Source organism: Capilliphycus salinus ALCB114379, assembly GCF_047276495.1.
GTDB classification, from domain to species: Bacteria; Cyanobacteriota; Cyanobacteriia; order Cyanobacteriales; family Microcoleaceae; genus Capilliphycus; species Capilliphycus salinus.
Map to the genome: position 1 here is coordinate 1,323,458 of NZ_CP178543.1, position 22,605 is coordinate 1,346,062.

General features: G+C 44.5%; 15 protein-coding genes and 1 tRNA gene. 3 read left to right on the top strand and 13 right to left on the bottom strand.

Features of this window, described 5'->3' with window-relative positions:
- The first annotated feature begins 12 nt into the window (after positions 1-12).
- Together ACL6C3_RS05510 and ACL6C3_RS05515 are read left to right on the top strand one after the other, a co-directional pair.
- Complete coding sequence (locus ACL6C3_RS05510) at positions 13-2,334, top strand: IMS domain-containing protein (RefSeq protein WP_413166035.1); 2,322 nt, start codon at positions 13-15, stop codon at positions 2,332-2,334.
- Positions 2,335-2,811: 477 nt separating this feature from the next.
- A complete protein-coding gene (locus ACL6C3_RS05515; RefSeq protein WP_413166036.1) occupies positions 2,812-6,516 on the top strand; it encodes a DUF4912 domain-containing protein in 3,705 nt (1,234 codons plus the stop codon).
- Positions 6,517-6,722: 206 nt separating this feature from the next.
- Here the strand turns inward: ACL6C3_RS05515 and ACL6C3_RS05520 are convergent, their stop codons facing one another.
- The 4 genes from ACL6C3_RS05520 to ACL6C3_RS05535 all read right to left on the bottom strand — a co-directional run bounded on the left by ACL6C3_RS05520 (position 6,723) and on the right by ACL6C3_RS05535 (position 13,791).
- Entirely contained in the window at positions 6,723-8,135 is a 1,413-nt protein-coding gene (locus ACL6C3_RS05520; RefSeq protein WP_413166037.1) for a diguanylate cyclase domain-containing protein, read from the bottom strand.
- Positions 8,136-8,158: 23 nt separating this feature from the next.
- Positions 8,159-11,479, bottom strand: a complete 3,321-nt coding sequence (locus ACL6C3_RS05525) for a PAS domain S-box protein (protein ID WP_413166038.1) — start codon at positions 11,477-11,479, stop codon at positions 8,159-8,161.
- Positions 11,480-11,783: 304 nt separating this feature from the next.
- On the bottom strand, positions 11,784-13,505 hold the full coding sequence (locus tag ACL6C3_RS05530) for an ATP-binding protein (protein ID WP_413166040.1): 1,722 nt from the start codon (positions 13,503-13,505) through the stop codon (positions 11,784-11,786).
- A 91-nt stretch (positions 13,506-13,596) separates the two neighbouring features.
- Positions 13,597-13,791 carry a hypothetical protein gene (locus ACL6C3_RS05535; protein WP_413166042.1) on the bottom strand — a complete coding sequence of 65 codons (195 nt, stop codon included), beginning with the start codon at positions 13,789-13,791 and terminating at the stop codon, positions 13,597-13,599.
- 189 nt (positions 13,792-13,980) lie between these two features.
- Here ACL6C3_RS05535 and ACL6C3_RS05540 point away from each other — a divergent pair, with 189 nt between their 5' ends.
- A complete protein-coding gene (locus tag ACL6C3_RS05540) occupies positions 13,981-14,859 on the top strand; it encodes a S1C family serine protease (RefSeq protein WP_413166043.1) in 879 nt (292 codons plus the stop codon).
- 152 nt (positions 14,860-15,011) lie between these two features.
- On the opposite strand, the gene ACL6C3_RS05545 is transcribed toward ACL6C3_RS05540, so the two are convergent.
- From ACL6C3_RS05545 to ACL6C3_RS05585, 9 genes are all read right to left on the bottom strand, one after another.
- Entirely contained in the window at positions 15,012-15,272 is a 261-nt protein-coding gene (locus tag ACL6C3_RS05545) for a hypothetical protein (RefSeq protein WP_413166045.1), read from the bottom strand.
- A gap of 85 nt (positions 15,273-15,357) precedes the next feature.
- Positions 15,358-15,582 (bottom strand): hypothetical protein, encoded by a 225-nt coding sequence (locus tag ACL6C3_RS05550; protein ID WP_413166047.1) that lies wholly within the window; start codon positions 15,580-15,582, stop codon positions 15,358-15,360.
- A 13-nt stretch (positions 15,583-15,595) separates the two neighbouring features.
- Positions 15,596-15,931 (bottom strand): hypothetical protein, encoded by a 336-nt coding sequence (locus tag ACL6C3_RS05555; protein ID WP_413166049.1) that lies wholly within the window; start codon positions 15,929-15,931, stop codon positions 15,596-15,598.
- A gap of 159 nt (positions 15,932-16,090) precedes the next feature.
- Positions 16,091-16,669, bottom strand: coding sequence for a COP23 domain-containing protein (locus ACL6C3_RS05560; RefSeq protein WP_413166050.1), 579 nt, complete (start codon positions 16,667-16,669; stop codon positions 16,091-16,093).
- A 1,132-nt stretch (positions 16,670-17,801) separates the two neighbouring features.
- Positions 17,802-17,874, bottom strand: a tRNA-Ala gene (locus ACL6C3_RS05565).
- A 128-nt stretch (positions 17,875-18,002) separates the two neighbouring features.
- Positions 18,003-18,221, bottom strand: coding sequence for a hypothetical protein (locus ACL6C3_RS05570; RefSeq protein ID WP_413166052.1), 219 nt, complete (start codon positions 18,219-18,221; stop codon positions 18,003-18,005).
- 165 nt (positions 18,222-18,386) lie between these two features.
- On the bottom strand, positions 18,387-19,157 hold the full coding sequence (gene hisF, locus ACL6C3_RS05575) for an imidazole glycerol phosphate synthase subunit HisF (RefSeq protein WP_413166053.1): 771 nt from the start codon (positions 19,155-19,157) through the stop codon (positions 18,387-18,389).
- Between the two features lie 89 nt (positions 19,158-19,246).
- Positions 19,247-20,152, bottom strand: coding sequence for a sugar phosphate nucleotidyltransferase (locus tag ACL6C3_RS05580; protein WP_413166055.1), 906 nt, complete (start codon positions 20,150-20,152; stop codon positions 19,247-19,249).
- Positions 20,153-20,162: 10 nt separating this feature from the next.
- Complete coding sequence (locus ACL6C3_RS05585) at positions 20,163-22,523, bottom strand: caspase family protein (RefSeq protein WP_413166057.1); 2,361 nt, start codon at positions 22,521-22,523, stop codon at positions 20,163-20,165.
- Positions 22,524-22,605: the final 82 nt, after the last annotated feature.

The following is a 22,605-nucleotide window of genomic DNA, read 5'->3' on the forward strand; positions in this document are numbered from 1 at the left end:
GGGAAGTCGCCCGTGCGTATTCCACTCGATTATTACCGAATTTTAGGCTTACCAATTCAGGCTACTGCTGAACAGTTAAAGCAGGCTCACCGCGATCGCACCATGCAACTACCCAGAAGGGAGTATTCCGATGTGGCGATCGAATCGCGCAAGCGATTGATTGACGAAGCGTATGGAGTGCTGTCCGATGCGGATCAGCGTCAAGCTTATGACATGGGTTTCTTGGCTAAAACCTACGAAACCGAAGACCCGAAAACATCAGCCCCCGTTCGGATCGTCCTTTCTAAAAGTTCGACTCCGGGATCGGCCAACGATACTCATACACCGAGTATTGAAATAGACGATCGCGATTTTGTCGGGGCTTTGCTGGTGTTGCAAGAGTTAGGAGAATACGAGCAAGTCGTCAAGCTGAGTCTGCCTTACCTGAGCAATGGTAGCATCGGCATCAAAGACGGTCGCTTTGGCGATCCCGACTTGATTTTACCCGATGTGATCTTAACCGTCGCCCTGGCTTATCTGGAGTTGGGACGCGAACAATGGCAACAGGGTCAGTACGAAAAAGCCGCAGAATCCCTCGAAACCGGTCAAGAGATTTTGTTGAAAGAAAATCTGTTTGCCACTCTGCGAGGCGAAATGCAAGCGGACCTCTACAAGTTGCGACCCTACCGCATTTTAGAACTGTTGCAACAGCCGTCCGAGAAAGTTGCCGAACGCCGCAGAGGATTGCAACTGTTGCGGGAAATGCTCCACGAACGGGGCGGAATTGACGGTCACGGCGACGATCAGTCCGGTTTGAGCGTGGAAGATTTTCTGCGGTTTGTCCAACAATTGCGCCGCTATTTGACCACCAGCGAACAACAAAGTATTTTTGAAACCGAAGCCCGTCGTCCCTCGGCGGTGGCGACTTATTTGGCCGTTTATGCTGAAATTGCCCAGGGTTTTGCCAACCGACAACCGGCTTTAATTCGTAAGGCAAAATTGATGTTGATGCAGTTGGGCCGGCGTCAAGATGTGCATTTAGAAAAAGCGGTCTGTTCGTTGTTATTGGGTCAAACCGAAGAAGCCAGTCGCGCTTTAGAATTGAGCCAAGAACGCGATCCCATTGCCTATATTCGCGAAAATTCTAAAGATTCTCCCGATTTGTTGCCGGGATTGTGTTTGTATGCCGAACGGTGGTTACAAGATGAAGTGTTTCCCCATTTTCGGGATTTAATCAATCATTCTGTTTCTTTGAAAGATTACTTCGCCGACGAACACGTTCAATCTTATTTAGAATCCCTGTCTTCGGAAGTGGGAACGGCCAACGAGTGGGTCGTCGTACAGCCCCGTCGCAACCATTCCACCGGCACCGGAACGACTCAAAAACCGATGTTGGGATCTCAAAGCCCGTCTGCGAAAACCCCAACTTCTAATTTCGGGGGTGCCAGCACCGGCAGCGGCGCCGTTACGCTTACGTCTTCAATGGCCGCCTCAGCCAGTCCCTCGCCCGGAGTGTCTTCTACTTCTTCTGCTTCTCCCCGTTCCTCAAGCTTGAAAAGTGAGTTGTCTTCCACCCCGCTTTCGGAACCGGAACTTTCTCAAGCTTCCCGACAGCCTCCGCCCCGACTGAGTGAACCCCTCACGAGCGCTTCTAAACCTCCCGAGTCCCGTTCTAGCCGTTCCTCAGCAACAGTCTCCAGTAGCCCTTTATTGGGTCAGGAGGGTTCTACAGAACGCCGTTCAACGTCCAGCAGACGCCAGCAGTCGAGCAAGTTCGATCCGGCTACACTTCGCCGTTTATTACTTTTGGGTGCGGCGAGTATTCTCGGGTTATGGTTGGTTTGGTTAATTTTATCTGCTTTTTGGGGTTTGGTTTCCGGCGCCTTTGGCAGCAGTAACCGCCAACCGATGGTACAACTCGATCAACCTCCTGTGGCGATACCAACGCCCGAACCGGTCAATCCTTTGACGGCTGAGTTGACTCCCGAAGTGGCCGGGCAAGTGGTTCAGAAGTGGTTGAATACCAAAGCGGCTGCATTGGGACCCGAACATCAGATCGAAGCTTTACGGGAAATATTAGTTGATCCGGCGTTGGCTCAATGGGTGGCGATCGCCCAGAGTTTGGAGTCGGAGAATTCTTATCGCAATTACGAACATAGTTTAACGGTTAATGATGTTGTGCTTGATCCGAATAATCCCAATGAAGCGGTGATTGATGCTCAAGTCAGCGAGACAACACAATTTTATCAAAATGGTCAACAGGTTGATTCTCGCTCGGATAATTTGCGGGTGAGATATCAACTGGTTCGACAGGATAATCTCTGGCAAATTGAAGATTGGCGTCTGGTTCGCTAAACAGTTTTCAGTTTGAGGTATTCAATAATTGATAATTAATAATGGATAATGGATAATTACCTCGACCATTATGACGAGGATTGATAGAGAGGAAATAATTTTGATTTTTTCTCCTTGAAAGGAGAGGTCTTACACCTCATTAATTAATTATCCATTATCAATTATCCATTATCCATTGATAAAGCCCGGTTTCTCAAAGAAATCGGGCTTTTCGTATAGGCCCCCGGAACCGATCCCCAATTTCTCTAAATGTCATGTGTTGATGACATTATGGGAATAAATGTTAACATTTGATGACAAACCGATCCCCAATTTGCCGATAAATCCGTAGATTTACTCACAATAAGTGGAATTCCCCCCTTGACCCCCAGAAAAATTTTCTTCAATATGTGGGGTAATTAAGCGATCCCCACGATCCCAAAGAAAAGCTACAGATACACCTAACTGTTGTTGTTGCAACTGGAGAACATGAAACTCATGGTTAAAGATCGTCCCCCCTTAGAAGAGATGACATTAAGACAACTCCGTAAAGTCGCGAGTGAGTATGGAATCTCGCGTTACAGTCGAATGCGAAAATCACAGCTTTTAGCCGCTATTCAAGAAATTGAACGCCAAAGAATCGGAATATCGGGTCCTACTCCTTCCACACTCAAATCGCAAGAGGAGGTAGAAGCGGCCAAATTTTCCGTCGGTCAAGGAGAACAAATAGATGAAGTCCTGTCTGCGGTAGACGAGGGACTCGCTGATTTACCCGTCGGATACGGTTTGAGTCGCATTGTGTTAATGGCCAGAGATCCAGAATGGGCCTATGCTTACTGGGATGTCTCTAGCGAACACAAAGAAGAACTTCGCCGCCAAGGAGGAGAACAACTCGCCCTGAGAATTTACGACGTTACAGAGATTAACCTCGAATATCAAAGCCCCCACAGTATTCAGGAATATCCCTGTGATGAACTCGCCCGGGAATGGTATGTACCAATTCCAGTCAGCGATCGCGAATATGTGATAGAAATTGGTTATCGTTGTGCAGATGGTCGTTGGTTAATTTTGGCCCGTTCTGCGGCGATTCGTATTCCTCCGATTTATCCCTCAGACTGGATCGAGGATCAATTCATTACCGTATCTTGGGATGAAGAACTTCAGGGTAAGACCTTTGCAGAATTGACCCCACCGACTCAACCCGGAAGCAATACTGAAGATCGTCTCTACAAAGAGATTTTTGGTATAGATGACTTAGAAGCGAAACGGGTTTCAGGTTCGTTGTTTGGTTCAAAACATCAAGTTCCCACCCACGAAGAAACCGTAAGTTCTTACGTGTTACCCTCCGCTGTAGGTCAATGGGCTTCTGGTATTGGTGAACGGGTTTCAGGAGTCGGTTTAAGTGCTTCTGGAGTAGGTTTAACGACTTCTGGAGTAGGCTTAACGACTTCTGGAGTAGGCTTAACGACTTCTGGAGTAGGTTTAACTGCTTCTGGAGTAGGTTTAACTGCTTCTGGTATCGGACAAATGATGTCTGGAGTTGGTTTAACTACCTCTGGAGTTGGTATCGGACAAATGATGTCTGGAGTTGGTTTAACTACCTCTGGAGTTGGTATCGGACAAACGATGTCTGGTGTTGGTTTAACCGCTTCCGGTATCGGACAAATAATGTCTGGTGTTGGTATCGGTAAGTCGATGTCAGGTGTTGGTTTAACTACCTCTGGAGTTGGTATCGGACAAACGATGTCTGGTGTTGGTTTAACTACCTCTGGAGTTGGTATCGGACAAACGATGTCTGGTGTTGGTTTAACCGCTTCCGGTATCGGACAAATAATGTCTGGAGTTGGTATCGGTAAGTCGATGTCTGGTGTTGGTTTAACTACCTCTGGAGTTGGTATCGGACAAACGATGTCTGGTGTTGGTTTAACTACCTCTGGAGTTGGTATCGGACAAACGATGTCTGGTGTTGGTTTAACCGCTTCCGGTATCGGACAAATAATGTCTGGAGTTGGTATCGGTAAGTCGATGTCTGGTGTTGGTTTAACTACCTCTGGAGTTGGTATCGGACAAACGATGTCTGGAGTTGGTTTAACGACCTCTGGAGTTGGTATCGGACAAACGATGTCTGGTGTTGGTTTAACCGCTTCCGGTATCGGACAAATAATGTCTGGAGTTGGTATCGGACAAACTATGTCTGGTGTTGGCTTAACGACCTCTGGAGTTGGTATCGGACAAATGATGTCTGGAGTTGGCTTAACTACCTCTGGAGTTGGTATCGGTAAGTCGATGTCTGGAGTTGGTTTAACCGCTTCTGGTATCGGACAAACGATGTCAGGTGTTGGTTTAACTACCTCTGGAGTTGGTATCGGACAAACGATGTCAGGTGTTGGTTTAACCGCTTCCGGTATCGGACAAATAATGTCTGGAGTTGGTATCGGTAAGTCGATGTCTGGAGTTGGTTTAACTACCTCTGGAGTTGGTATCGGACAAACCATGTCTGGTGTTGGTATAACCGCTTCCGGTATCGGACAAATAATGTCTGGTGTTGGTATCGGACAAGTTATGTCTGGAGTTGGTTTAACTACCTCTGGAGTCGGTATCGGTAAGTCTATGTCTGGAGTTGGTTTAACGACCTCTGGAGTTGGTATCGGTAAGTCGATGTCTGGAGTTGGCTTAACGACCTCTGGAGTTGGTATCGGACAAGTTATGTCTGGAGTTGGTATCGGACAAATGATGTCTGGTGTTGGTTTAACTACCTCTGGTGTTGGTATCGGTAAGTCGATGTCTGGAGTTGGTTTAACCGCTTCTGGTATCGGACAAACGATGTCTGGTGTTGGTTTAACTACCTCTGGTGTCGGTATCGGTAAGTCGATGTCTGGAGTTGGTTTAACCGCTTCTGGTATCGGACAAGTTATGTCTGGAGTCGGTTTAACTACCTCTGGTGTCGGTATCGGTAAGTCGATGTCTGGAGTTGGTTTAACCGCTTCTGGTATCGGACAAGTTATGTCTGGAGTTGGTATCGGACAAATGATGTCTGGAGTTGGTTTAACCGCTTCTGGTATCGGACAAGTTATGTCTGGAGTCGGTATCGGACAAATGATGTCTGGTGTTGGCTTAACTACCTCTGGTGTCGGTATCGGTAAGTCTATGTCTGGAGTTGGTTTAACCGCTTCTGGTATCGGACAAGTTATGTCAGGAGTTGGTTTAACTACCTCTGGAGTCGGTATCGGTAAGTCGATGTCAGGCGTTGGTTTAACCGCTTCTGGTATCGGACAAGTTATGTCAGGAGTTGGTTTAACCGCTTCTGGTATCGGACAAGTTATGTCTGGAGTCGGTATCGGACAAACCATGTCAGGAGTTGGTATCAGTGCTTCGGGTTCCGCTATCAGCCAACGGATGTCCGGTGTTGGTATGAATATGTCTGGTGTCGGACAAACCATGTCAGGAGTTGGTATCAGTGCTTCGGGTTCCGCTATCAGCCAACGGATGTCCGGTGTTGGTATGAATATGTCTGGTGTCGGACAAACCATGTCAGGAGTTGGTTTAACGGCTTCGGGTTCCGCTATCAGCCAACGGATGTCCGGTGTTGGTATGAATATGTCTGGTGTCGGACAAACCATGTCAGGAGTTGGTATCAGTGCTTCGGGTTCCGCTATCAGCCAACGGATGTCCGGTGTTGGTATGAATATGTCTGGTGTCGGACAAACCATGTCAGGAGTTGGTTTAAGCGCTTCGGGTTCCGCTATCAGCCAACGGATGTCCGGTGTTGGTATGAATATGTCTGGTGTCGGACAAACCATGTCTGGCGCTGGTTTAACGGCTTCCGGTGTCGGAATGAGTATGTCCGGTTACGGAATGGGTTTAACCATGTCCGGTATTGGAATGTCTGGCGTGGGAATGGCGGCTTCTATACCTCCTGTCCGTCCCCGTAAATTCTGGTTAGTCGCCGATGCGGAATTAATCATTTATGGTGCGACTGAACCCGATGCAACTGTGACCATTGGTGGACGACCCATTAAACTCAACCCGGATGGTACCTTCCGCATTCAAGTGTCCTTCCCCGATGGAATCATTGATTATCCAATTATGGCGGTGGCTTCTGACGGCGAACAAACTCGTTCTATTCACATGAACTTTAAGCGTGAAACCCCAGAACGTAATACGAATAAAAAGGAAGAAGCGGTTTTGGAATGGATTGGTTAATTTTTAACTAATCATTAATTCAATCAATTCTGATTTTGTAGGGGCGGGTTGAATAACAGTCAACAGTGACCAGTACCATGCTATTGATAACTAACTGATAACTGATAACTGTAAAAACTGGTCACTGGATAACTGATAACTGATAACTGTAAAAACCCGCTCGATTCTTTTTGTGCTAAAGCACAACAACTAGCACAACAACTTTATCAAGCAGATTGAGGTTCAGGATGCAAAGAATAGGTGTCTCGTCCCCGTTGTTTGGCTTGAGATAACGCTCTAATTGCTGGACTCATTAACGCTTCTGCGGGACAAGATTCAGAATTAGGAATCACAGTAGAAACCCCCAAACTTAAAGTAACAAATTCGCTGACATTTGATTGACTGTGAGGAATTTTTAGTTTTTGAATGAAGGAACAAATCGCTTCGGCAACTTTTAACGCTTCCGAGGAATTTGTATGAGGAAGAACCACCGCAAATTCTTCGCCCCCATAACGAGCAACCAGATCCGCAGGATTACGAGTGGTTTCTAAAAGCCCTTGAGCAATTGCTTTTAAACAGTCATTTCCCGCTTCATAACCGTAAGTATCATTATAATGTTTAAAATAGTCAATATCGCATAAAATAAAGGATAAAGAAGCCTGTTCTCGTCCGAGTTTTCCCCATTGTTGACCCAGATATTCTTCAAAGCGCCGGCGGTTGGCAATTTGGGTTAAATCATCAATGGTTGTAATGCGTTGTAACTCCTGAGTTGCACGTTGAACAACGGCTTTCGCTTGTTTGCGATCGGTGATATCATTGGGAATAGCCAATAAATAATCTTGTCCGTCATACTCAAAGATTTCTGCTGATAATAATACGGTTCTAATTGCTCCTAATTTGGTTCGATAGTTAAATTCTTGATTGCGAATGGTTCCTTCTGTTTGTAACTGTTGAATCACGCGATCGCGATCGTCTGAGTTTACCCAAAAGTCCAAGTCATCGGCTGTTTTTCCGATGATTTCATCAAAATTATAACCGGTTAGGCGACAAAAGCTTTCATTGACTTCAATATATCGCCCTTCTGCGAGGGTGCTAATGGTAAGAGGATGGGGACTACAGCGAAAGGCTTTAGAAAACTTTTCTTCGGATAATCTTAAAGCCGACTCTGCTAGTTTTCGAGAACGAATTTCTTCTTGTAAAAGCAGATTTTGTTCTTCTAACAGATGATTTTGTCGTTCCAGTTGTTTGGTTAAACTCCGTAATTTTAAATGAACATTTACCCGGGCGATCGCTTCTTCGTGTTGCAGGGGTTTTGTAATATAATCAACCGCTCCCAATGTAAACCCTTTTAGTTTATCAACCGGATCGGTTAACGCGGTCATAAAAATCACGGGAATGTCTTTGGTTGCGTCTAAAGCTTTAATGCGGCGACAGGTTTCAAAGCCATCAACTCCCGGCATCATTACGTCTAATAAAATTAAATCTGGCTTAATTTTTTCCAATTTATTGAGACAACTTTCGCCATCTTTTGCAATTAAAACTTTAAAGCCAAAATCTTTTAAAAAGTCCGACAAGACTTTAATATTGGTCGGATTGTCATCAACAATTAATATCAGTTCTTGTTGGCGATTTTCTATCATAACGTTCTCCCCTTTAATCGTAATTATTTGACCAAATTAAGAATTCCTTCTTCATCAAACTCTTGCGCCATCTCCAACAGTTTATTTGCAAATTTAGCATAACTTTTTTCTTGAGTTTTCAGCCGTTCAGCTTCTTGTTCAATGGTTTCAAAATCTCCGATTTCTAAAGCTTCTATAACCCCGCTCAACTCGGAACTTGGAGGGAGTAAAACATCTGTATTTTTATCAAATTTCGGAGCATAACTCATCGCGGCTGACACTTCACTATCTTCATAGATCCAAGAAATATTCAGCAAAATTTGCAAGGTTTCTAACAAATCTTCTAACTGTAATGGTTTCGGTAAAAAAGCATCGCAACCCGACTCCTGACTTCTTTGCCGATCCAAACTAAAAACACTCGCAGAAGTTGCAATAATATTCGTGTGTTTAAACTCGGGAATTTGCCGGAGTTTTCGAGTCATTTCAAAGCCATCCATCTGAGGCATCACCAAATCTGTAATAATAATATCGGGTCGGTAGATAATCGCTTTTTCAAGACCTTCGTCTCCGTGAGTGGCTTCTATTAATTTAAACCCAAGAGGTTCCAACATATTAATCAAAATTGAGCGATTATCCCAGCGATCATCAACAACTAAAATCGTGTATTCTTTGCCTTTATAACCTCTAATAATCGAAGGCATCATCACAGTTGCATCGACCCATTCTGAAGATTCATGTAAATCCAAATCTACCCAAAATCGACTGCCTTTATTAACCACACTTTCTACATTTAATCTACTCCCCATCAACGAAACAATTTTCTGAGTAATTGCCAATCCCAACCCGGTTCCTTCCGCCTTCCGAAAGCGATCGCCAACTTGTTCAAAGGGAATAAAAATCTTCTGAATTTCTTCTAGCGGAATGCCAATTCCGGTATCTTCAACTAAAAATCTAATTTTATGTCTTGCACATTGGGGCGGTGTAAAACATCGATTCGGTTGTTCAATTTCACAAACCGTAGCCATACCATTTTCTATCAATTCAACGCTAAAAGTAACAGTTCCGGTATCGGTAAATTTAATCGCATTACTAATCAAATTAATCAACACCTGACGCAATCTTTTTTCATCAGCATGAAGATTTTGAGGCAGATGTTGACTGGTTTTAGAAGTAAAAGAAATATTCTTTTGTTCCGCCCGCACCCGACAAATTTCAGAAACCCCACAAAGGAACGTCAAAAAATCAAAATCCGTCGGATGAAGTTCGAGTTTTTGAGCTTCAATTTTTGACAAATCGAGGATATCATTAATTAACATCAATAGATGAGAACCGCATTGTTTAATCACCCCCAACCCTTTTTGCTGCTGTGAGGTAATTGTTTTATCCCGCTGCAAAATTTGAGCGTAGCCTAAAATGCCATTTAAAGGGGTTCTTAATTCGTGACTCATATTTGCTAAAAATTCACTTTTCGCCCGACTCGCACTGTCGGCTGCTGCTTTGGCGCTTTTCAGTTCTTCTTCGGCGCGTTTGCGTTCGGTAATATCGCGAACAAATGCCGTATAAATTCGTTTATTTCCCAGTTGTAATTTAGAAATTGAAGCTTCAATGGGAAATTCTTCGCCATTCCGACGCCGCCCAAATACGGTGTTTCGTTCGCTCATTTTTCGAGCCGATAATGGAGTTTGGGTAAAATCTTTTATATGATGGTGATGGGTGTCAACAAACCGTAAAGGTAATAAAATATCGAGCGCTTGACCCAAAACTTCCGCTTGAGAATAACCAAAAATCTTTTCTGCTCCTTGATTAAATAGCGTAATTTGTTGAGTTTCATCAATAGAAATAATCGCCTCGTCTGCATTATCTAAAATTCCCGCAAACCTGGCTTCTGAGTCTCTTAAAGCGCGTTCGGCTTCATATTTCGCCTGCGCGATCGCAATTAACGCCCCGACTCGCCGCACTAAATTAATATCTTCTTGACTCCAAACTCTGGGCGATCGCACACTATCTAAGCCAATAAATCCCACATCTTGATTGACTTCCGGTCCGGTTAATTGCATCGGAACAATTAATAAAGATTGAGTCGCCAGACGCTTAAGTTCGGCTTTTTCAGCGAAGGCAAGATCGGGTAAATTGGCAATACTAGAAACTTGAAAGGGTTTACCTTTGAGAATAGTTTGAACAAACCAGGGAAAAACCTCAATGGGTACGCCTTGATAATCTTCAATAAAAGAAGCAACATTCCCATTACACCATTCGTGAGTTTGAGTTAATTTTGTATGATTATCGCTGTAACAAAAAACATAAACCCGATCGCATTCCATAAATTCGCCTGTGGCTTGCAAAGCCAAATGAATCGCTTTATCGGTATCTTGGTTGAGAAACTGTTCGGAAATGCGGCTGAGTAAATTATCTTTTTGGGCGCGATATTCTAAAGCTTCTTCTGCTCGTTTGCGATCGCTAATATCGGCGTGAGAACCGGCAAACCGAACCGCTTCCCCATTTTCATCAAATAGCGCCTGTCCGCGAGATAAAATCCATTTGTACTCGCCGTTTTTACAGCGCATTCTAAACTCAAAAGTAAAATAGGTGGTTTTGCGCTTAATATGTTCTTCAATGGCGGCTAAAGTCAGAGGTAAATCTTCGGGATGGACTCGCTGTGACCATTCATCGAGGGTGTTTCCAATTTCGTGATCTTCATAGCCCAACATTTGTTTCCAACGGGTGGAATAAAAGCTTTCATTGGTTTTTACATTCCAATCCCAAATACCATCATTGCTTCCTTTGAGCGCCAATTGCCAACGTTCTTCGCTTTTTCTCAGTTGTTCTTCTTCGCGTTTGAGTAAGCGATTTTTTTCTTCTAATTCCCAAGTTCGTTCGGCTACTTTTTGTTCTAAACAGGCGTTCAATTGTTCTAATTCTTGATTAATTTTGTGCAGGGCGGCGTTTTGTTCCGAGAGTTGTTTATCGCGTTGGTAGCTTCTTAAAGCGGCTGTTACCGTTAAACAAAGATCGGTTTCATCCCAAGGTTTAGCGATGTAACGGTAGAGATTTGCAGAGTTTACCGCATTGCCAATTGCAACGGTACTCGCCTGTCCGGTCAGGAGGATTTTTAGGGTTTTACTTGAGCGTTCGTGAACCTGTTTCAGCAGTTCATCCCCGGTCATTCTGGGCATGATTAAATCTGAAATAATCAGGGGAATTTCGACCCGTTCGAGTTGCAATTCTTCGAGAAGTTCTAGGGCTTCTTCTCCGCTTTGTGCGAGTTCGATGTTGTATTTTTCTCCCAAATAGGGTAGTAGCTGATCTCGCAAACTAATCAGCACCATTCTTTCATCATCTACACAAATAATTGTAGGTTTAACCATCGCTTTTCCCTCTAGAGTTGAGGTGTTTTTTTCTGTTTGCCTTAGAATTTAGTGGTTTTCATGTTTTTTTGAGTTTGATTTTATGAGGATTTTATAGCGATAAATTAAAGTTTATATAACGTTTCAGTGAGAATCCAGATCAAGATGATAATTGTTAGGATTTTAGAATCAGCAGTCACCTAAACGGACTCCCTCGGGTGAGCGAGTCAACAGATGGATGATGCGATTAACCCTGCCGTTAATTGAGTGGGTATAAAGACGGACTATTTTCCCACCTTGATCTAAGAATAAATTAAAATTTAAACTAAATCTGTTCAGATTGAACTGATTTCTTCGGAAGATTTGGCTGTTTCTCAATAGGTAGGTATACTGTAAAGCTTGTCCGTCCCGGTTGACTCTCGACTTCGATATGTCCCCGATGTTGGATAACAATCTGACGGACAATATCTAATCCTAAACCCGTCCCCACTCCCGCTTCTTTTGTGGTAAAAAACGGTTCAAAAATTTTGTTTTGAATCTCGGGAGAAATCCCACAACCGGAGTCAATAATTTGCACTTGGATAAAATTAGAACGGCGAGCGGCTATAATCTCTAATTTTCCTTGATTTCCCATCGCGTGAATAGCATTTTGAATCAGATTCGCCCAAACTTGATTCAATTGGTCAGGATAACACCAAATTTCCGGCAAATCTTGATAGGTTGTACTGACTTGAATTCCCTGTTTCAACTCGTGCTGATAAAGGGTTAAAAGCGTGTCAATTTCTTCAGAAATTCGGGCGGTGGTCATACAATCACAGCGATCGCAATGCACGTAACGTTTGAGCGCTGCAACAATCTTTGAGGCTTTTTCAACCGCCAATTTAATATTATCACGATTTCGAGATTGCAGCACCAAATGATAAGCGGTATCTAAAATTTCAGTCGAGTTAGAAGCTTCTAAAAGGCGGTGAATGGGAGTTGTTATTTCTGAAATTCCCATTTCGACCAACAGTTGAGCGGTCATTTCCGGTTCTTTAAACCCTCGATTAACTAACTGTTGTTCGAGGTTTCGTTTAAACTGACGTTCTTCTCGAAAAGACAGAGGAATATTGTTGTTGAGGCGAGTTTCGGCTAAGAGCTTGAGAAAGTCTTCCTGTTGAGGGGTTGAAAGTTTTCTCAACAGAAAGGGAAGTTTTTCTAAAGTGTAATCGAGGGCATTAGAAAGATTTTGAACCGAAGCATAAATCGCCCCCAAAGGGGTATTGATTTCGTGAGCGATTCCCGCAATCAACTGTCCGAGAGCAACCATTTTTTCGGATTGTACCAGTTTTTTTTGGGTTTGTTTAAATTCGCTAACAGCCTGGGCGAGCGCTTGGCAATGGTTGGCGATTTTTTGATTGAGATTTTCGTAGCGGTAAGCATTATTTAAGGCGATCGCCATTTGAGGAGAAAGGCGGCTGAGGAGTTCTTGAAATTCCCGTGTAAAAGCGTTGGCAATAAAATGATTTTCCAGGTATAAAATCGCCAAAACTTTCCCCTGAAATTGCAAGGGAAGACAGAACAGAGAAAGGGGTTGAATTGGAGAATGGGAAATCCAATCGGCCTGTTGGGAAACATCGTTCAACACCCAAGGGGTTTGAGTGTGAAGAACCCGATTCACAATGGTTTCTAAGAGGGGACTTTCTGCGGTTTCGAGCGGTAAAGATTCTAAGAGTTGTACCGAATTCGACTCCAAACTTCCCGAAACTTCAATCCGCCATTGAGCGTCGTCGTCGGGTGTTTTTAGAATCAGCCACGCCTGAGAGATGATCGCGGTTTCGAGGAGAATCTCGATCAATGTAATCAGGAGGTTGTCGAGTTCGAGTTGTTGGGAAAGCCGTTGGTAGGCGCTCAGTAGCCAGTTGAGATCGGGTGCTGGAGAACTGGTCGGACTCTCCCGTTCTATGAAGGGTTCGCTTCCGGTCTGTCGGTCCGGAAGTGGACAAGATAGAAAGAACCTTGCACCTGATGAGTCAAAACTATTGCGATCGCGGTTTGGTCGCCTCATGTTGGATTAATCCTTGTACCGAGTCAACCCCAGTCGCTCAGTGGTTAGTTGTCGGTAACAGCACTGCCGGGGCCAAAAGCCAATCATTATTTTAGCGATCTGTTTTGGCAAATCGCGGTTCGAGCCTGTGAAACTCTCCTGAAGTTGGATACATTTGGGGGGGTTTTCCCTTAGTCTGAACATCAAGTCTTTCTCGAATGGTAGATGTTGAACAAGTGCGATCGGATCGATTTTCGGGAAATTCGGCCAAATTTAAGCGGTTAACGGCGATATGCTTTGATCCCAAATTAGATCTTGCTGTTTTTACCTCTAACTGCTAGGCTAGCTGACTAAGGCTGTGGTGTGAATTTTATCTTTTTAAATTTGGGCATCCTGATTTTAGAAGGGATTGACAGAAGCAGATCGACGGCGATCGCGGAGGCAATCTAAGATTTTTTTCAAAAAAACACGATTTACAACAAAAACACCGAATATTATGCTGTCTAATCCATACAGAGCAGAAAAAAACCGTTTTGCTGGCGTTTCCCAATCAACTCGTTCATTTTTGAAAACGTTATTATTGGGAACTCAGGTCATTGGTGCTTCGTTGTTGTTTCTGGGGGTTAACCTCCCGGCAGCAGATAGCCGCACTCCGTCCTATTCCTCGGGTTATACGATGTCTTCCCCCTCAAGTTCGGAAAATGTTCCCGCTTCAATGTCCGAAATGGCTCGTCAGGTGACGGTCAGAATTTTTGCGAACCGGAGTGTGGGGTCGGGTGTGATTATCAACCGTTCGGGACAAGGATACACGGTGGTCACAAATGCTCATGTGGTTGGCAATCACTCGGGTAGTTTTATGATTTTAACCGCAGATGGCCAAATGCACGGGGGCCGTTTGGTTTCCTCATCACGCCATCTCGATGTTGCGGTACTTCAGTTTAATAGTAGCGGCTCCCATCAAGTGGCAAAAATTGGCAACAGTAGCGGGGTGAGAGTCGGAGAAAGCGTGATGGCTGCGGGATTTCCCAATTGGTTGAATACGACTCCGGGTAAAATGCAAGATACTCGGGACTGGGGAAATCGGCCATTTCAACTGACTCAAGGTCAAGTGGGGATGGTTCCGAACCGAAGCTTAGTAGAAGGGTATCAACTGGGTTATACCAACGACATCCGCAGTGGAATGAGTGGCGGTCCGGTGTTTAACCAACGGGGTGAATTGATTGGGATTAACGGTCGTTCTAAGTTTGCCCTCTCCGCAGATAAGGTCTATCGTTATAGTGATGGATCGAGTCCCTCTCCCGAACAAGTTCAACAGATGAAAGCGCTCAGTTGGGCTATTCCGGTTTCTAATTTGTCCCTGCGAGGACAGTCTTAATCGGTTTGACGTGGGAGTTGATCGTCGCTAAACGCTGTAACCTGCCTATTATTTGTGTTAGCGTGTCAATGATTTCTCGCTCAACCCACATCTAGGAATTGTCCTGACTCTACGAATTGTACCTGCTTGTTGGAGATGATTGCATCTCAAATCTACTGCTGGCGAATTTTGGAGACGGAGATCGCAGAACCGGTGGTGGGATCGGTCACTTCATAACGATAGATGGTGACTCCTCCCTGTCTGATCCGATTGATTTCTTCGGTATGATCTTCGCTGTGATATCGCGCAGAAGGTGTTCTGGGAGTTTCGGAGATCACGCCGAACATTCCAACGGTGATCAAAGCAAGAGCGGCAGAAATTTTGAAGGGGTTGTTAAGGTTTGTGGAGTTGGGTTTGATGGATCTGCCAAACATGATAGATTCTCCTGTCGATGGGGTTGAGATAATTGAATGGTGAACAGCACGGGGATGATGGACGGGTTCTCGATCTCAGAAAGCTTTATTGTCCAACCGGATTGGAAATTTTGACCTCTGAAGTCTTGCACTCTGCCAAGGATGGAAGGTCTTGTTCGAGGCTGACTGCGATTTGAGGGTTTTGAGATTTGGCCTCAGCCTGGAGTGACAGAGCGGTGATCATCGCGATCGCCATAATAAAGGCTTCTGTGAGCGTGAGGTTTGAGCTTTCGATGCTCTGTTCAATAGATGCTTTCTTGAGAGCGTTCATAGAGACTAGCGATTTAGAAGTAACGTTTGAGTTTGTTATTCTCCCAGTCAACTTCTACTTCCCATCTCTGCTGGTTTTTATCCATCTGTGAGTTAATGTTTTCACTCACTTGATTGAGATTGCGGCGCGAGAGTCCAGGTTGAGACTGAACTTCTAATTGATCTAAACTGACGCTCAACACATTATTATTGTTGAGATCCCGATCAATGACTTGATTGTTTGTCTCGTGAACTTCTTGCACTCTCGAATAAGAAGTTGTTGTCACTGGGGAGATTTCTTCTTGAGCGATAGAGGGATAGGCAAAGCTAGCCGATAGAAGCAGTGCGGTGGTGAGTTGGATTGCTTTCATAGTTAGCCCTCGTGAAGTTCTAAAGGTGGACGATTCTTCAATCAAGGCGATGGGTTTGTTGAGCGTTGTTTAGCGTTGGAGAAGGGGGGAGTTGTCACGCACGGATCAATTTTGTCACTTTGGTAACAACTCCCGGCAGATTCCATCTGGTAAGCTCAATTAGTTGTAAAGCGGCTCACCACTCGCAGTTGCATCTCCGTAGTCTTGCAGGTGTTCAACGAACACATCGCCTTGTTCCCGGTTTCCTGGAGATAAGGTGAACACTACATTTTGAAAATTAGCGTCACCCGGTTCTTCTGAGGCGAAGATTACAGTTTCGTAGTTGACGACTCCGGCTTGATACATTTCTTCTAAAGTTGTTACCCCTAAAGAGTCAGCCAAGTTCGTTAAACGAGTGCTAATTGCTTGGGCGCGACGGTCGGGGGTGTAAGATCCGTTCGGATCGCTAGAAGAAAGGGTAACTTGCCAAATGATTAAGGGTTCAGATGCAACCTGGACGACTTCTCGTTTGAGTAAAGAATTTCCACCGAGAAGACCAGGATAACGAGTGTCGTAGGTTTCCCGTACAATCATGGGAACCGTACCATATTGATTTTTTTCCGGGTCAATTTCAACCGTTTGAAAGACAACCCGTTCTTTAGTGAATGTATCCGGTTGAGCTTTGGCTTGAGAAATGCCAACGACTAAACCAGCAGTTACAATTGCAGTGGTGATGAATACTTTGATGGTGCTTTTCATGGGTTTGACCTCAGGTGCTTAAAGAGAGGTTGTTTTTTCGGTATGTTCTTAAGATTAAAGCAATCCCATAGCCCTGTCAGTAAGAACAAAGTAATGTGTTCCAGAAGTTTTCACAGTCAGGGTGTCACCTGAAAGTTAGCCAAAAGTGATCGAAAAGTAAGTGAGATTTTCAGGTGTTGTATTTCTCCTTACAATCTGCTAATTACTTCTCCTCTACTCGAACTTCTTTATAAGTAATTGTACTGCTTTTTAGATTTTTTTAATAAAAGTAAAAAAGATTTTTTTTTACTTTTACTAGAGGATTTTTTGAGGGGTTTTAAAAGTCTAATTGGGTGAAAAATTCTCTGGCTAGAGTAACGATTATTCAAGCAATACAGGCGATTGTTCTCGACGATTTTCTCAAGTTCAAGAAAACTGATTTTCTAGATTCTCAAGAGAGAATTTAAGCTCGGTTGCTGAGAAAAGATTTGGGAGCTATTTTACCATAATTTTGATTTATTTAATCGGAGAAAAAAGCCAATTTATCTATCACCAACCTTTCTCTATTTATTCTAGAATTTTCTCGAAAAAAACTGAACAGTTCGATAAATTTCTGTTACAAACTTTACAAAATGCTAAAAATTTCGGTAGAGATTAAAAAGCCAATTTCGCACAAGTTACCCAGTTTTTGGGATGTAGAGTTCTGGCGATCGCACACCGCTATAATTATTATGATCTCAGTTGTGTAAAATATCTTCTTGTCAGAGGCAAGAGGGAATAGGGGAAAGGCAGTCACCAGTCACCATATGCGGGTATCTCCTTCGGAGACGCTTCGCGAGCAAAGTTTGCAAGAGAGTGATAACAGTAGTCAGTAAACAGTTTCTCCTGACTCGGTGTCTCCTGAACTCCTGACTCCTGACTTCTGACTTCTTTCCTCCCAACTCCGGGGCGGGTTTATGTGAGTTCTTGATCGGAAGTATGAATTTTTGCGGAACCCGCCCCTACACCTGACTGGTGACTGGTGAGCCAGCGCGGTCTTGGGGGTTTCCCCCATGAGCGACTGGCGAACCCGAAGGGTGACTCCTGTTCAAACTGACATCCACCCCGTCAAACCCGAAATGGATGCTAACAGTTATTTTAGTGAAAGGAGAGATGGAGCTAAGCGGACTCGAACCGCTGACTTCCTCAATGCCATTGAGGCGCTCTACCAACTGAGCTATAGCCCCTTGCACTATCTTTCATAGTAGCGAAGTTGATCTTAGTTTGTCAAGTCTTTTGTCAAATTTACTAAACTTCATGTAAAACCGGACGGACTCAGCCCCTAGGGGGATGCAACCCGAAAGAAAATTCTCTCCTAAAAATAGGAGTAAGAATAGGAATGTTGAGACATTTGATAAAGATGATCGATGCAAGATCCCATCAAAAAGTAAACCAGAATCATAGCGGCCGCAGACAGCGCCACCAAGATACCCGCCAACACAAAAGAGAACTCGCGATAACGCGCAGCTTGTTGCATGAGATGCACAGACCAAGCCACCAGAGCAACATCAATTATTAGAATAGGAATCAGCATAAGTTACGTTTCGTAACATTTCTTCTATTCTAACAGGAGTTTTGTAACTGTTTGCTGGCAAATATTAATCTTGTCAACCGATATGATAAGGAATACCTACCCAAATCACATTCCCACGCTAATTTAGCCGAATTTAAGAATTGGAAAATTTAACAATTGCAGAATTTAAGCATTTCGGACCGGAACTTGCTCTTGAGTTAAATAAGACTTAATTTCTGCCACACTCAACTGACCGTAATGCAGCAACGAAGCCAACAACGCCGCTTCTGCTTTTCCCGTTGTCAAAGCTTCGTAGATGTGATGACAGTTTCCCGCACCCCCGGAAGCAATCACCGGAATTTCGACATTTTCCGCAATAGTTCTTGTCAATTCTAAATCATATCCCGCTTGCGTGCCATCAGCATCCATACTCGTGACCAGAAGCTCTCCTGCGCCCCTTTCGGCGACTTCCACCGCCCAGGCGATCGCATCTATTCCGGTGTTTTCCCGCCCTCCCCGCACGTACACATCCCAGCCGGGGTTCTCCGCATCTTGGCGGCGACGCGCATCAATAGCGACCACAATACACTGCGCTCCAAAGCGATCGCTGGCTCGACTGACCAACTCCGGATCGCGAACCGCAGCCGAATTTATACTGACTTTATCGGCCCCGGCTCTTAACAAATTTTTAATCATTTCTAAGTTTTGGATACCCCCGCCAACGGTTAGGGGGATAAACACCTGTTCGGCGGTGCGATAAACCACATCTATAATAATATTTCGCTGTTCGTGGGTGGCGGTAATATCGAGAAACACCAACTCATCGGCGCCGGCTTCATTATAAATAGACGCCAGTTCAACCGGGTCGCCGGCGTCTTTGAGGTCTACAAAATTAACCCCTTTCACCACCCGACCCGCATTAACATCCAAACAAGGTAAAATTCGTTTAGCCAGCATGACAATTTTTGTCCTGTTAACACTTAAATTATTTAATCAGATCCCTACAGCGCGATCCGAGTTTCTGTTTTAATCTAGAAAAATAAAAGTTACTCTTTAGACCCAAACTCAGTCATCGTCTGACGGTAAGTTTCCGGTAATCCGGTATCCAAACATTGACCTTTAACAATATAACCTGTAACCGGCTGTTTTTGGCGTAAAATTTCCAGACAAGAGGTAAGCTGAAATTCTCCCTTTTCTCGTTTATTCGCTTGAATTTGTGCGGCTAAGATCTCAAAAATCTGGGGTTCTAGGACGTACAAACCAAAAATCGAGAGAAATTGATTTTCATTCAACCCCTCAACCCGAAGATGAGTTGAAGCATAATCTAAACTCGGTTTTTCATAAATTTGAGTTAGAGATAAAATTTGTTCGGACTCTTGAAATATTCCGCCAACACAACCGTAATGATGAATAATATTTCCCGGTGTGACTCTCAAACCAATAACACTGTGTTGAACTTGTTTGTAAATCTCCAATAATTGACCCGCACAATTAATCTCTAAATCTGAACGATAAACATGATCGCCCAACAATAATAAAAACGGTTGATTGTTCACCCAGTCAGCCGCACAAAATACCGCATGACCAAAACCTTCTTGTTCGGTTTGAGTTAATATTGTAATCCGTTCTCCGATTGCTTGTAAATAGTTACAATATTCCCATCGCTCTTCTGAGAGTTTATTCCAAAATTCCAGTTTGGGGGGATGTTTAAAAAACGCTTCAAACAATTCGCGATCTCCCGGTTGTACAACAATTCCCACCTCTTGAATTCCCGCTTGAATCGCTTCTTCAACGATTACTAAAATAATAGGTTTAGCCAGTCCATCTTTATCAATAATCGGAAAAAACTCTTTCTTTAATCCTTTCGTTGCGGGAAACATCCGAGTCCCAAAACCCGCAGCCGGAATAACCGCTTTTTTGACGGGTTTAAGATTAGATTCTGAATTGAACATTCATCCTTAATTAAATAACTCGATAAATAAAATTAAAAGTAGCCCAAGCATTAATATCCAAAGCCAAATGATCCGTCGAAATCCCGGCCCGTTCAACGCCTAGCTGACTGGCTTTACTCAAATCTTCTAACACCGCTTCTGCGACTTCGAGAGGATTAGATAATAACAGAAACTTCATATTATTTCCTCCCATTTTATTCGTCTTCTCAATCACTTTTAAGGTTTGAGTAAAAGGATAATGACTAACAACCAAATAAGTTTCTGCCAACCCAGCCGGCCCCCGTACCATTTGTCCAACCATCTCGGCGGAAACCGTACTTTCATAGGAAGCGTTTGGAGGTAAACTGCGAATTTTACCGGGTGCAACTCGTTGCTGTCGGGGTAAATTTTCCGAGTCATTTTCGGTTTCTGCCTCTTCTAAGATGGGATCGAGAATATAGGCTTGTCCGCGAGTATTGAGATGAAACCAGATAAAATAAAGAGGCAAATTGCCATTATTTTGTAACTGATATTGAACTCGACTGCCGACGGGAACCGAAACAATCCCTTGACTAACAGAAGGACTAGGAGAAGATGATAAACTATTATTCGTTTGAGGACTATCGTCTAATTCAGCCTGAGGGAGACTGCTATCGCTTTGGGTTTGGGGCGTTTCCCGACTCATTAACACTTTAGCTTGAGGGGTGAGTAAAGCAAAGGTGCTTCTGGCTTTCATCAGCGAAGACTGATCGTTTTGAGTCAGGTTAAACAGTTTAGCCGCCAGTCGAGTTTTCAGTTGAGGAATGAGTCGCTGTACGGCTATTTTAACGGCTTCTCCGCCTTCTCCGACACTTTCGGGTAATAACGCCTGACCCATCGAAAATAAGCCGTAACGCCCTTGAAACAGGGAGGGTAAGGGCGCAGTAGGACTTTGAGCGATAGCGGTGTCTCGGACCCGCCCCAAAATATAATCGGCCGGTTGGTCATTGGTGACAATGGAGACATCGCCGATACCGGAGAAAGCGCTGGTGGCGTCAACCCGTTCAATACGAGCGAGTTTGGGGTCGAGAGCCACTTTCAAATCAACTTGACGGGGAAGGACGCGAATGGCTTCTTTAACCCGCTGTCCGATTTTAATCTCGGGTAAGGTTGAATTGGCACTGCCGACACTGCGGACTGTGGCTTTAGCAGTTAAACCGGTGCGAGAGCGAATCAACAGTTGAGATAGAATCGGACTGGTGTCAGATTCGGAGTCGGGAAGAACGGTATAAAGAGAATTCGCTTCGTAATACTCTAAAACCGATGCGGGTAGACCGCTCAGAAGGAGTTTAGCGGTTTTGCCATTGTCTTCGAGGCCTTTGATTACCCCGCCTGCCGCCCCGGAATTTAATAATAAACTTTTAAACGGAAGCGGTTTGTCGGTTGGTGTGGGGTCGGCTGCGGGGAGAAGTTCTTTGTAAAGTTGGGGTTGTTGAGCAACGCCCATCGTTTGTTCGACCACACCTGCAACTTGAATTAAACTTGATTGCAAGCTGTCTGTGGGAAATGCCGACCAGAGGGTTTGGGTAAGGGTATGGGTAAACAGTCCCGCACTCCAGTTATCCCAATTGATTTCTACAGCCACCTGTGAAGGTTTGGTGGCGGCTAAAACCAGACCGGGGAATTGATTGGGACGGCGTTTTTCGAGTTGTTCTCGGGATATGTTTAATTGGGATAAGAGTTGGTCTTGAAATGCGAGTTCGGCTTGGGAGAGTTGGGAGGTATTGGGACTGGCACTCGAACGAATGCGAAAAGCGCCCTGTTGACTGACTCCCGGATAGGGGTAGCTGGTATCAAGAACGGTGATCACTTGATGAGTCGGCAGACTTCGCAACAGTAACCAGAGTGTATCTTCTAATAAGTCGTTAATTTCCCCTTCTTCTGTGGCGCTGGCCGTCCCGTCAACCGGAACTAGGGCATTCTGACCCGTTGAGGAGTTGGCGGTTGAATTGGGCCGGGGAATATAGCTACCGTAGCCGCTGAAATGAAAAACCACCACATCACCGGGTTTCGCTTGGGCGATTAAATGAGTGGTAAAGGCGTTTTCAATATTTTCGCGGGTAGCTTTGTCATTCGTGAGGGTGATCATATCGGAATCAGCGAAGCCAAAGCGACAGGTTAGCAGTTCTCGTTGCAATTCGATATCGGTAATACAGCCTCGCAACGGCTCAAAACCGCCACTACCGCCGGGATATTGATTAATTCCCACCAGCAGGGCTAATTTGCGGCGAGTGGGTTGTGCGAGGGCTTGGTAATAGCGAGCGCTCCCAAACGCCCATTGGGTTTCATTGATTCCGAGTGCTGCTAGTAGTAAACTAGCCCGTTGCAAAAATTCTCGTCGTTTTAGTCCCATTCTCTCTCCCTGACATCCGACCCTGCGGCTGAAAACGTCTCACTTTTTGGCTTCAGTCAATCTATATATTTTCTTAATTGGT

Coding starts and splice junctions, on each gene's coding strand:
- ACL6C3_RS05515 (WP_413166036.1), top strand. CDS start 2,812: ATGGTTAAAGATCGTCCCCCCTTAGAAGAGATGACATTAAGACAACTC.
- ACL6C3_RS05520 (WP_413166037.1), bottom strand. CDS start 8,135: ATGATAGAAAATCGCCAACAAGAACTGATATTAATTGTTGATGACAAT.
- ACL6C3_RS05525 (WP_413166038.1), bottom strand. CDS start 11,479: ATGGTTAAACCTACAATTATTTGTGTAGATGATGAAAGAATGGTGCTG.
- ACL6C3_RS05530 (WP_413166040.1), bottom strand. CDS start 13,505: ATGAGGCGACCAAACCGCGATCGCAATAGTTTTGACTCATCAGGTGCA.
- ACL6C3_RS05540 (WP_413166043.1), top strand. CDS start 13,981: ATGCTGTCTAATCCATACAGAGCAGAAAAAAACCGTTTTGCTGGCGTT.
- ACL6C3_RS05545 (WP_413166045.1), bottom strand. CDS start 15,272: ATGTTTGGCAGATCCATCAAACCCAACTCCACAAACCTTAACAACCCC.
- ACL6C3_RS05550 (WP_413166047.1), bottom strand. CDS start 15,582: ATGAACGCTCTCAAGAAAGCATCTATTGAACAGAGCATCGAAAGCTCA.
- ACL6C3_RS05555 (WP_413166049.1), bottom strand. CDS start 15,931: ATGAAAGCAATCCAACTCACCACCGCACTGCTTCTATCGGCTAGCTTT.
- ACL6C3_RS05560 (WP_413166050.1), bottom strand. CDS start 16,669: ATGAAAAGCACCATCAAAGTATTCATCACCACTGCAATTGTAACTGCT.
- ACL6C3_RS05570 (WP_413166052.1), bottom strand. CDS start 18,221: ATGCTGATTCCTATTCTAATAATTGATGTTGCTCTGGTGGCTTGGTCT.
- hisF (WP_413166053.1), bottom strand. CDS start 19,157: ATGCTGGCTAAACGAATTTTACCTTGTTTGGATGTTAATGCGGGTCGG.
- ACL6C3_RS05580 (WP_413166055.1), bottom strand. CDS start 20,152: ATGTTCAATTCAGAATCTAATCTTAAACCCGTCAAAAAAGCGGTTATT.
- ACL6C3_RS05585 (WP_413166057.1), bottom strand. CDS start 22,523: ATGGGACTAAAACGACGAGAATTTTTGCAACGGGCTAGTTTACTACTA.